The 11,405-nt window shown below is 63.2% G+C and carries 9 protein-coding genes and 1 pseudogene; 7 read left to right on the top strand and 3 right to left on the bottom strand.

What is annotated here, in order from left to right; genetic code table 11:
- A pseudogene (locus FIV38_RS06745) lies at positions 1-117 on the top strand (IS110 family transposase); the annotation flags it as partial.
- A gap of 44 nt (positions 118-161) precedes the next feature.
- On the opposite strand, the gene FIV38_RS06740 reads toward FIV38_RS06745, so the two are convergent.
- Entirely contained in the window at positions 162-3,065 is a 2,904-nt protein-coding gene (locus FIV38_RS06740; RefSeq protein ID WP_092232760.1) for an aminotransferase, read from the bottom strand.
- 197 nt (positions 3,066-3,262) lie between these two features.
- Between FIV38_RS06740 and rfbB the strand changes: the two genes are divergently transcribed.
- From rfbB to FIV38_RS06710, 6 genes are read left to right on the top strand one after another with little or no spacing between them, the layout of a single operon-like run.
- Positions 3,263-4,345, top strand: a complete 1,083-nt coding sequence (gene rfbB / locus FIV38_RS06735) for a dTDP-glucose 4,6-dehydratase (protein WP_092232757.1) — start codon at positions 3,263-3,265, stop codon at positions 4,343-4,345.
- Positions 4,342-5,217: a glucose-1-phosphate thymidylyltransferase RfbA gene (gene rfbA / locus FIV38_RS06730; RefSeq protein ID WP_092232754.1), complete on the top strand. Its 876-nt coding sequence runs from the start codon at positions 4,342-4,344 to the stop codon at positions 5,215-5,217. The genes rfbB and rfbA overlap by 4 nt, the downstream gene beginning before the upstream one ends.
- The gene (gene rfbD, locus FIV38_RS06725) at positions 5,214-6,104 is read left to right on the top strand and encodes a dTDP-4-dehydrorhamnose reductase (protein ID WP_092232751.1); all 891 of its coding nucleotides are present in this window, start codon (positions 5,214-5,216) and stop codon (positions 6,102-6,104) included. The genes rfbA and rfbD overlap by 4 nt, the downstream gene beginning before the upstream one ends.
- Positions 6,105-6,139: 35 nt before the next feature.
- The gene (locus FIV38_RS06720; protein WP_070995049.1) at positions 6,140-7,948 is read left to right on the top strand and encodes a sensor histidine kinase; all 1,809 of its coding nucleotides are present in this window, start codon (positions 6,140-6,142) and stop codon (positions 7,946-7,948) included.
- Positions 7,945-9,327, top strand: a complete 1,383-nt coding sequence (locus FIV38_RS06715) for a sigma-54-dependent transcriptional regulator (protein ID WP_092232749.1) — start codon at positions 7,945-7,947, stop codon at positions 9,325-9,327. The genes FIV38_RS06720 and FIV38_RS06715 overlap by 4 nt, the downstream gene beginning before the upstream one ends.
- Before the next feature lie 26 nt (positions 9,328-9,353).
- Positions 9,354-9,809 (top strand): YiiD C-terminal domain-containing protein, encoded by a 456-nt coding sequence (locus tag FIV38_RS06710; RefSeq protein WP_092232747.1) that lies wholly within the window; start codon positions 9,354-9,356, stop codon positions 9,807-9,809.
- Between the two features lie 144 nt (positions 9,810-9,953).
- Here the strand turns inward: FIV38_RS06710 and cysQ are convergent, their stop codons facing one another.
- Together cysQ and nudE are read right to left on the bottom strand one after the other, a co-directional pair.
- Positions 9,954-10,790 carry a 3'(2'),5'-bisphosphate nucleotidase CysQ gene (gene cysQ, locus FIV38_RS06705; RefSeq protein WP_092232745.1) on the bottom strand — a complete coding sequence of 279 codons (837 nt, stop codon included), beginning with the start codon at positions 10,788-10,790 and terminating at the stop codon, positions 9,954-9,956.
- A complete protein-coding gene (gene nudE, locus FIV38_RS06700) occupies positions 10,787-11,353 on the bottom strand; it encodes an ADP compounds hydrolase NudE (RefSeq protein ID WP_092232743.1) in 567 nt (188 codons plus the stop codon). The genes cysQ and nudE overlap by 4 nt, the downstream gene beginning before the upstream one ends.
- Between the last annotated feature and the right edge of the window lie 52 nt (positions 11,354-11,405).

The raw sequence follows: 11,405 nt of genomic DNA, 5'->3' as shown, positions 1-11,405 counted from the left end.
AAGACCCAAGCCCTGGTAATCCTCGCCCGCAAGCTCTGCCGGGTGGCATTCGCGCTGATGAAAAACCAGAGCGAATACCAACCGAACTTAAGGTTGCAGGGTTTACCTGCAACATAGAATCTCCCACAGTGGTGATCTCATTTCAACTCATAGAACGGTGTCTACAACCCTTCATCCAACACCTTCGACAACATGTCGACAAAGAAATCCACACTGCGTTTAGACGTGACCATCGGCGGCTTGATCTTGAGGATGTTCAGATAGTCCCCGGTCGGTTGCATGAAAATCCCCAGTTCACGTAGACGATCGCACAACCGCGCGGTCTCTTCGGTGGCCGGCTCCAGCGTCTGCCGATCCCGCACCAACTCCAACCCCAGATAGAAGCCCGAGCCATGCACCGCTCCCACCAGAGGATGGCGCTCGATCAACGCTTGCAGCCGCGCCTTGAAATGCGCGCCGACCACCTGGGCGTTTTCCCAGAGTTTTTCTTGCTCCATCACATCCAGCACCGCCAGGCCAATCCGGCAACTGACCGGGCTGCCGCCTGAGGACGAGAAGAAATACCCTTCGGCCTCCAGCGCTTCGGCGATTTCCCGGCGGGTAATCACCGCGCCCAGGGGCTGGCCGTTGCCCATGCCCTTGGCCATGGTGATGATGTCCGGCACCACGCCCTGCTCTTCAAAGCCCCAGAAGAAATGGCCCATGCGTCCGTAACCGACCTGCACTTCATCGGCAATACATACCCCGCCCTGGGCGCGGACCAGGGCGTACACCTGCTGCAGGTAGCCCGGCGGCAAGGAAATACCGCCGGCATTGCCATACACCGGCTCGCAGATAAAACCCGCCAGTTGGCGCTGGCTGGCCGCGATCTTCGCCAGGTTGTGCTCGACGCTGCGCACATAATCCGGCGCACTGTGCGGGCCACGGAATTGGCCACGATAGGTATTGGGCGCGGTCACCGGATGCACCCAGTCTGGCCGGCTGCTCAAGGCCTGGGGGTTGTCGGCAATCGAAGTGGACACCGCATCGGCCGCCACCGACCACCCGTGGTAAGCCTCCAGCACGCTGAGCATGTCGCGCCCGCCGCTGTAGGCCCAGGCCAGGCGGATCGCCAGGTCGTTGGCTTCGGTGCCACTGTTGACCAGGAACACCCGGTCCATGGAATCCGGGGCCAGGGCCAGCAAGCGCTCGGAGAACTCGGCAATCGCGGCGTAGTGAAAGCGTGAGTTGGTGTTGAGCAACGACCACTGCCGCGCCGCCACCTGTGCCATGCGCGGATGGCCGTGGCCCAGCACCGCGACGTTGTTGAGCATGTCCAGATAGGAACGGCCCTGCATATCGATCAGATGGTTGCGCCAGCCGCGCTCGATGCGCGGCGGGTCAACGTAATAGTGCTTCTGCGAGCGCGCAAAGCTGGCATCGCGCCGGGCCAGCAAGGCGTGTGGATCCAGCTCCGGCTCGGCGTCGCAGGCAAGACCCAGCAGCGTCGCCGGCGAGGGGCACAACGCCTGCCAGGCCGCAGCGCGCGATGGCGTGCAGAACAAAGGTGGCTCAAGGTCGACGCGGCACAGTTGCACCGCCAATAGCCCGCCAGCCTCACCCAGGACCTGGCCCTTGAGCACCGCGGCACCGGCTTGCAACGTCGGTTCAACCCCCCACAGCCATATATTCAGTTGCGCACTGTGCAGACACAGGCCGCCATCGGCCGTGCGCCGCAGGGTGCCGGCAAACGGCGCTTGTACGACCGTACCCGCAGGCGCATGCAGTTCCACATGCAGCGCGAAGGTATCGGGTTCGACCGCGCAATCGGGGCGCGTGCGGGACAGGCGATATTGGCCATAACGGCTGGCCGCCAAGCCATGGGCCGCCGCCGCTTGCTGCAATAGTTGCTGATCGATGCCAGGGGCTTCCCAATTACCTGCTTCAAAATGCGGGCTGAGCACGCCCAGGTCGACCAGAGCGAACTCGCGTCCCACCAGGCCCGGCAGCAGCGGGGCAAAGTCTTCGCTAGCGGTGAACGACGGGGTAGCACCGACGCAAGCCAGGATCGCCGACTCCATCAACTCAAACGGCACCGAGGTGGCTACCTGGAAGATTTCCCACTCGTGCTCGGCATTCTTCAACAGGTAGGTGTTATCCGGGTCCAGGCGCTGCTGCTGTTCACTGCTCAACACCAACACCGCCGCGCGGGCCACGATCAGCGGCCACAGCGCCTGCAATTCTTGCGGCTGCAGGGGCGTCAGGGCGTGACAGGCCTGGATCGCCGGCAGGATCGCGAACGGGTCGCCCTCGGCGTGGTGCAGTAACGCGGCGCAGGTCACCGACAGGTCGGCAATCCGCCAGGTGTGCACCAGGTCGCCGAAATCGATGACCCCCTGCACCCGCCAATGCCGCTGGGCATCGCGCTGCCAGACCACATTGTCGTCGGTGATATCCATATGCACGGCTTGCCAGGGCAATTGATCGGCCAGGGGCCGGATGCGCTGCTCGACCTGTGCGGCGACCCGTTCCAGGGCCGCGCGGTGCGGCAGGTTGTCGAGTGTCGACAACAAATGGCTGATCAACTCCCCGGCATGGCGCGGGTCCCACTGCAGCGTGCGCGCAAGGCCCGCATGGGTGAAGCCGGCCAACGCCTGGCTCATCTGCCCGCACAGCCGGCCAAAACCTTCGATCACCTCACGGCCCAGGTGCGGCAGGTGGGTCAGCGGCTGGCCTTCGATATAGTCCAGCAAACGTACATGCAGGGTTTGCCCGGCGACCGTCACGGTCAGCAGTTGCTCGCCGTCGAGGGCCCTGATGACCTCTGGCACCCGCACCTCGGATTGCAAGTGCGCCAGGGCCGCATGCTGGGCGTGCAGCTCCATGGCGGCATACTCGCCACGGCAGATTTTCAGGACGAAGCGGCCACGGTCACTGTCGACGCGGTAATTGAGGTCTTGCTGGCTGCCCAGGGACTGCAGCGTGCCACTGAGGCCGTAATGCTGCTCCAACAACTGCAAAGCCTGCTGCGGCCCGACCTGCGGGCACGACAAACTGGCGCGGTGGATCAATGTATCGAGCAACATGTGACGGCCCCTGGTTTTTTGTCCGGCGCTTATATCGCCATTGTTGATAGGTTTGATGCAACCCTAACCCATTGTGATTGTCTTCTTTGAGCACGCAAGCCGGGCCAATCTGACCACCGCCCCTTGCACCGCCCATCGCAAGCCCGCAAGCTATGCCCCATTCGCTCAATGTCCGTCTAAGGAAAAGGCCTCCCGACATGCGTATTCTTGTTACCGGTGGTGCCGGTTTTATCGGTTCCGCACTGATCCGCCATTTGATTCAAAACACTGAACATGAAGTTCTCAACCTCGACAAACTGACCTACGCCGGCAATCTTGAGTCGCTGACCAGCATTGCGACCAATGCCCGCTATGAATTCGTCCAGGCCGATATCATCGACCAGGCCACCGTCAGCGCAGTGCTGGCACGCTTTCAGCCCCAGGCCATCATGCACCTGGCAGCCGAGTCCCATGTCGACCGCTCCATCGACGGCCCGTCGGACTTTATCCAGACCAACATCGTCGGCACCTACAGCCTGCTGGAAGCCACTCGCGCTTACTGGCAACAGTTGGCAGAGCCGGCCAAGAGTGCCTTCCGCTTCCATCACATCTCCACCGACGAAGTGTATGGCGACCTGCATGGCGTGGATGATCTGTTCACCGAAACCACGCCTTACGCGCCAAGCTCGCCCTACTCCGCGAGCAAGGCGGCATCCGACCACCTGGTCCGCGCCTGGCAGCGCACTTACGGCTTGCCGGTGCTGCTGACCAACTGCTCGAACAACTACGGGCCGTTCCACTTCCCAGAGAAGCTCATCCCGCTGGTGATCCTCAATGCCCTGGCAGGTAAAGCCCTGCCGGTGTACGGCGACGGCCTGCAAGTGCGCGACTGGTTGTTTGTCGAAGACCACGCCCGTGCGTTGCTCAAAGTGGTCACCGAAGGTGTGGTGGGCGAGACCTACAATATCGGCGGGCACAACGAGCAGAAAAACATCGACGTGGTCCGTGGCATCTGTGCACTGCTCGAAGAGCTGGCGCCACAGCGCCCGGCCGGCGTTGCCCAATTCAGCGACCTGATCACCTTCGTCAAGGATCGCCCAGGCCACGACCAGCGCTACGCCATCGACGCCAGCAAGATCGAGCGCGAATTGGGCTGGGTTCCTGAAGAAACCTTCGAAACCGGCCTGCGCAAGACCGTTCAGTGGTACCTCGATAACCTGGAATGGTGCCGTCGGGTCCAGGACGGCAGTTACCAGGGCGAACGACTCGGTAACACCGAAGCGAAGGACCTGATTGCATGATGAAGGGAATCGTACTTGCCGGTGGCTCCGGGACGCGCCTGCACCCCATTACCCTGGGGGTTTCCAAGCAACTGCTGCCGGTGTACGACAAACCGATGATCTACTACCCGATTTCCGTGCTGATGCTCGCCGGAATCAAGGAGATCCTTGTGATCTCCACACCGGTGGACTTGCCGCAGTACCGCAACCTGCTAGGTGACGGTAGCCAGTTCGGCGTGCAAATCAGCTATGCCGAACAACCCTCGCCCGATGGCTTGGCACAGGCCTTCCTGATCGGCGAAACATTCATCGGTAATGACCCGGTTTGTCTGATCCTGGGTGACAACATCTTCCACGGCCAGCATTTCAGCGAGCAACTGCGCGCCGCCGCCAAGCGTCCATCCGGCGCGACGGTGTTTGGCTACTGGGTCAAGGATCCGGAGCGCTTCGGCGTAATTGATTTCGACGCTGAAGGACGCGCGCTGTCCATCGAAGAAAAACCCGCCAAGCCAAAGTCCAGCTATGCCGTGACCGGCCTGTACTTCTATGACAACGATGTGGTCAAGATCGCCAAGGCCGTCCAGCCATCGCCACGGGGCGAATTGGAGATCACCGACGTCAACAATGCCTACCTCAAGCGTGGCGACCTGCATGTCGAACGCTTCGGCCGTGGCTTCGCCTGGCTCGATACCGGTACACATGACAGCCTCCTGGAAGCCTCGATCTATGTTCAGACCATCGAGCACCGCCAGGGCCTGAAAGTGGCTTGCCTGGAAGAAATCGCCTACGAGAACGGCTGGATCGACCGCGACCATCTGCTCGAACGGGCCAAATACTTCGGCAAAACTGGTTATGGCCAGTACCTGTTCACCCTCGCTGGGGAAGCCAAATGAATGTGAGCGGTACACCCTTGAAAATCCTCATCACCGGCCAACACGGCCAGGTTTCCCGCGAGCTGCAACAGCGGCTGCAGGGCCTGGGCGAACTGGTGGTGCTCGGTCGCGACCAGCTCGACCTGGCCAACCCCGAACAGATCCGCCAACAGGTCCGCAGCCATCGCCCCGGGCTGATCATCAACGCGGCGGCGCATACCGCTGTCGACCAGGCCGAGAACGAGCCCGACATCGCCTTCGCGATCAATGCCACGGCGCCCGGTGTCCTGGCCGAAGAAGCCAAGGCCCTGGGCATCCCGCTGATCCACTACTCCACCGACTACGTGTTCGACGGCAGCAAGCCTGCGCCCTTCACCGAGGACGATGCACCCAACCCGTTGGGCGTCTACGGTATGAGCAAGCTGGCGGGCGAACAGGCCATCGCGGCAGTGGGTGGTCAGTACCTGATCCTGCGCACCAGTTGGGTGTATTCGAGCCATGGCAAGAATTTCCTGCTGACCATGCAGCGCCTGCTCCAGGAAAAAACCCACATGCGCATCGTCGCCGACCAGATCGGCGCACCGACCTGGGCCGGGACCATCGCCGACAGCACCCGCGCACTGATCGAGCGCTGGCAGGCTGGCCAGGCCGGCGAGTGGGGCGTGTATCACCTGACGGCCCAGGGCGAGACCTCGTGGTTCGGCTTTGCCCAGGCCATCGGCGAGCAATTGCTGGCCGAAGGCAAGGCCTGCGCCGCGCTTGCAGGGATTCCTGCCAGCGAGTACCCAACGCCCGCCAAGCGCCCGTTGAACTCGCGCCTCGATTGCAGCCGCCTGCAACAACAATGGCAAGTTAGCCAACCGCAGTGGCGCGAAGCATTGCGCGAGTGTCTTGCACAGCAGCACTAGGCATAATGCGCCTGTACCCACAGGCGCAGACTTACATGACTCCACCCCTTCCACGCAGACCCCGCTGGCGCAGCCTGGCCTTGCTGGCATTGTGCCTGGCGCCACTGCTGTGGCCATTGGAGCATCTGGCCGAGCGTTACTACCGCAGTGAGCTGGCCGGGCAGAACCGCCAGACCCTCGACCTGTACGTCGCCAACCTGCTGGGCACCCTGCACCGCTACGAAGTGTTGCCGCAGATCCTCGGCGACCTGCCGGCCCTGCGCACCGCCCTGGCAGCGCCCCAGGTCAGCACCAACCTGGTGGCCGCCAACCAATTGCTCAAGCAGGTGGCGGCCCAGGCGGGCGTGGAAGTGATGTACCTGATGGACACCCGCGGCAAGACCCTGGCCGCTTCGAACTGGGACAAACAAGACAGCTTCGTCGGCCGCAACTTTTCCTTTCGGCCTTATTTCAGCGAAGCCATGGCCGGGCGCCTGGGCCGCTTCTTCGGCCTGGGGACCACGTCGGCCAAGCGCGGGTACTTCTTTGCCGCTGCGGTGCGCGAAGACGAACATGTGATCGGCGTGCTGGTGGTCAAGGTTGACCTGGACCACACCGAAAGCCTGTGGGGCCAGACCCCCGAACAATTGCTGGTCACCGACCACAATGGCGTGGTGATCCTGACCTCACGCCCACAATGGCGTTTTCGCACCACCCGGCCACTGACCGAGGCCGAGCGCCAGGCCATCATCGCGATCCAGCCCTACCCGACCCGCGATCCGCAGCCCCTGAATTTCAGCTCCAGTGCCTGGCTGCGTCAATCCACCGAAATCGCCGAAACCGGCTGGAATGTGGAAATCCTTGCCCCCCGCACCCTGATCGACCGCCCCGTGCGCACGGTAGTCGCGGTCGGCGGCGCGACCTTGCTGGTGCTGATGCTGCTGCTCGGCCTGATGATGCAGCGCCGGCGCCATTACCTGGAACGCATCGCCTTTGAAGCCAAGGCCCGGCGCGAGCTGGAAATGCGCGTGGCCGAACGGACCAGCGACCTCGAAGGCCTCAACCGCCGCCTGCGCCAGGAAGTACTGGAGCGCGAAAATGCCCAGCAGGAGCTGGTACGCGCCCAGGATGACCTGGTGCAAGCCGGCAAACTGTCGGCGCTGGGTACCATGTCGGCGAGCATCAGCCATGAGCTCAACCAACCCCTGGCGGCCATCCGCAGTTACGCGGAAAACGCCGGGATTCTCCTCGACCACCAGCGCACCGATGACGCCCGGGGCAACCTCAAGTTGATCAGCGAACTGACCGGGCGCATGGCCTCGATCATCGCCCACTTGCGCGCCTTTGCCCGCCGCGACCGGCATGCCCCGGAAAGCGTAGCCCTGCAACCAGCCCTGGACGACGCGCTGGCGTTGCTGGCCAAGCGCCGGCGGGCCATGGAAGTGGAACTGATCCGCGACTTGCCAGAGGCATCCCTGTGGGTAGAAGCCGGGGAAACCCGCCTGCGCCAGGTACTGGGCAATCTGCTGGCCAACGCCCTGGACGCCCTGACCGAAAAGGGCCCGCCGCGCAAACTGTGGCTGAGTGCCGAATCCACCGATCAAGGCGTCAACCTGTACATCCGCGACAACGGGCCGGGGTTCTGCATGGAAGCCCTGGGGCGCGCCGGCGAGCCCTTCTACACCACCAAGACCCGCACCCAGGGCCTGGGGTTGGGCCTGGCCATCTGTGACACCCTGATGCGTGCCTTTGGTGGCGAACTGTTGTTTGCCAACCACAAGGAAGGCGGCGCACTGATAACCTTGAAACTGCGCGCCGGAGCACCTGGCGTCAGTCTGCAACCGTCCGAGGACCGCAGTGTATGAGTATCGATAACCAGATTCAGGTGGTGTTGATCGACGATGATCCACACCTGCGTCAGGCCCTGTGCCAGACCCTGGACCTGGCCGGGCTGAAAGTCCTGCCCCTTGGCGAAGCCACTGGCCTTACGGCGCAGCTGTCGCGCGACTGGCCGGGAGTGGTGGTCAGCGACATTCGCATGCCCGGCATGGATGGCCTGGAGCTACTCGCCGAACTTCACGGCCAGGACCCGGAGCTGCCGGTGCTGCTGATCACCGGCCACGGCGATGTGCCACTGGCGGTGCAGGCGATGCGCGCCGGCGCCTATGACTTCCTCGAGAAACCCTTTGCCAGCGACGCCCTGCTCGACAGCGTACGCCGCGCCCTGGCCCTGCGCCGGCTGGTGCTGGACAACCGCAGCCTGCGCCTGGCCCTGAGTGATCGCCAGCAACTGAGCACCCGTTTGGTGGGCCAGTCGGCGCCGATGCTGCGCCTGCGCGAGCAGATTGGCGCGCTGGCGGCGACCCGCGCCGATGTGCTGATCCTCGGTGAAACCGGCGCCGGCAAGGAAGTGGTGGCACGCGCCCTGCACGACCTGTCGAACCGCCGCACCGGGCCCTTCGTTGCCATCAACGCCGGGGCACTGGCCGAATCCGTGGTGGAAAGCGAACTGTTCGGCCATGAGCCGGGGGCGTTTACCGGGGCGCAGAAGCGGCGGATCGGCAAGTTCGAGTTTGCCAACGGCGGCACGTTGTTCCTTGATGAAATCGAGAGCATGAGCCTGGATGTGCAGGTCAAGTTGCTGCGCCTGTTGCAGGAGCGTGTGGTCGAGCGCCTGGGGGGTAATCAGCAGATCCCGCTGGATATCCGCATCATCGCCGCCACCAAGGAAGACCTGCGCCAGTCCGCCGACCAGGGGCGTTTCCGTGCAGACTTGTACTACCGCCTGAACGTCGCGCCGTTGCGCATTCCGCCCCTGCGTGAGCGTGGCGAAGATGCCTTGATGCTGTTCCAGCACTTTGCCGACGAGGCCAGTAGCCGCCATGGCCTGCCGTTGCATGAATTGCAACCCGGCCAACGGGCAATGCTGTTGCGCCATAACTGGCCGGGCAACGTGCGGGAGTTGCAAAACGTCGCCGAACGCTTCGCCCTCGGCCTGGAACTGGCCCTGGACAGCACACCCGACGGCCCGGCGCCCGGCGTACCGATGTCTACCGGGGGCTTGAGCGAGCAAGTCGAGCACTTTGAAAAAGCCTTGATCGCCGCCGAACTCGGCCGCCCCCACAGCTCCGTGCGCAGCCTGGCCGAAGCCCTGGGGGTGCCACGCAAGACCTTGCATGACAAGCTGCGCAAACATGGGTTGAGCTTTGCCGACAGCGGCAACGCCCACGCCGATGACGAATGACCTTTCCCACCCGCCAAGAGGCCGCCATGAGCCGCGATAGCCGTTACCTGGAATCGATTCTGCACCATGACATCCCCCTGACCCGGGAGATGGGCCTCAAGGTGCTCGACTGGCAGGACCGGCAACTGCGCCTGCACTTACCGCTGCAAGCCAATATCAACCACAAGAGCACCATGTTTGGCGGCAGCCTGTACTGCGGCGCCGTACTCGCGGGTTGGGGCTGGCTGCACCTGCAATTGCGTGAGGAAGGGGTTGAAGACGGGCATATCGTGATCCAGGAAGGGCAGATCAGCTACCCGTTGCCTGTCACCCAGGACGCCACGGCGATTTGCCCGGCCCCGGAGGACAAGGTATGGAAGCGCTTTTTGGCGACCTACCAACGCCATGGCCGGGCGCGGCTGGCGTTGCAGACATGGATTGTGAATGAGGGCAGTGAAGCGCCGGCGGTGGTGTTTACCGGGCAGTACGTCCTGCACCGCTAAACCCTGCAACACATAACCAATGTGGGCACAGGGCTTATGTGGGAGCGGGCTTGCTCGCGAAAGCGGTGTATCAGTCAGCACTTGTATTGGCTGATACACCGCTTTCGCGAGCAAGCCCGCTCCCACATTTTTGATCGCGGCGGTTTATGACCTTGCCAGCGCCAGCAAGCGCTCGCGCCAGGCGGCCTTGGCCGGCAAGGCCAGGAAGAACGGGTTCAACAGCGACGCCCGCGCCGGGTAGCTGAACCGCTGGCCATTCAATTCCAGCACTTCGCCGCCAGCGCCCTCCAGCACGCCCTGGGCAGCGGCGGTGTCCCACTGCGAGGTTGGTGCCAGGCGCGGATAGCAATCGGCGCTGCCTTCGGCCAACAGGCAGAATTTCAAGGAGCTGCCGATATTGGCCAGCTTCAACTCCCCGAGCCCTTCGCTCAAGCCGTCGAGCAAGCGCTCCTGTTCGGGGCTGGTATGGCGACGGCTGGCGACTACGGTGAACGCCTCGCCGGCGGCGGGTTTCTGCCGCACCTGGATCTGCCGGGGCGCGGCATTCACGTCGGAGCGCCACGCCCCAAGCCCGGCACCACCGAAGTAGCAACGGCCACTGGTGGGCATGGAAACCACACCAAACACCACACGCCCGTGTTCGATCAAGGCGATGTTGACGGTAAATTCTTCACTGCCACTGATAAATTCCTTGGTGCCATCCAGTGGGTCTACCAGCCACCAGCGCTGCCAACCGGCACGCACGCTCTGGTCGATATCGGCGTCTTCTTCCGACAGCACCGGGATGCTCGGATCCAGCGCGGTGAGACCGTCAAGAATCAGATGATGGGCGGCCAGGTCGGCGGCGGTGACCGGCGAATCATCCGCCTTGGCCGTCACGGCCACATCGGCACGCCAATACGGCAGGATCACCTCACCGGCCTGGCGGGCCAGTTCGATCACCGGGGCAATGTAAGGGTGGCCGAGGAACAATTCACTCATGGCTGGTAGGCTCCGCGCTGGGCCAGCAGGTCACGCACCAGATACAACGCGGCCAGGGCGCGGCCTTCGCTGAACTGCGCGTGCTGCGCCAGCTGTGCAAGCTCGCGCAGGTTGACCCGGTCCACGCGCATCGGCTCGGGTTCGTCACCCTCCAGGCGCTCTTCGTAAAGCTCGGTGGCCAGCACCACCTGGATTTTCTGGCTCATATAGCCTGGGGACAGAGACAGTTCGGTCAAGTGTTCCAACTGCCGTGCGCCATAGCCCGCCTCTTCCTTGAGTTCACGGTCTGCCGCCGCCAGCACGTCTTCGCCCGGTTCGATCAGGCCCTTGGGCAAGGACAGTTCATACTCATCCGTGCCGCCGCAGTATTCTTCCACCAGCAGCGCGTGGTCAGCGTCGATCATCGCCACGATCATCACCGCGCCATACCCTGCGCCACGGCCCACCAGGCGCTCGTAGGTCCGCTCAACGCCATTGGAGAAGCGCAACTGCACTTGCTCCACGCGGAACAAACGACTACTGGCGACAATTTCGCGGGCGAGGACGGTGGGTTTCTGGCGCATAAAGGGCTCCTTGGCGTGATCGGGTTACTATACCGTGGCTTTTCCGATTGTC

Source organism: Pseudomonas proteolytica, from assembly GCF_007858275.1.
Taxonomy (GTDB): Bacteria; Pseudomonadota; Gammaproteobacteria; order Pseudomonadales; family Pseudomonadaceae; genus Aquipseudomonas; species Aquipseudomonas proteolytica.
This window is presented reverse-complemented; position numbering and strand designations above follow the sequence as displayed.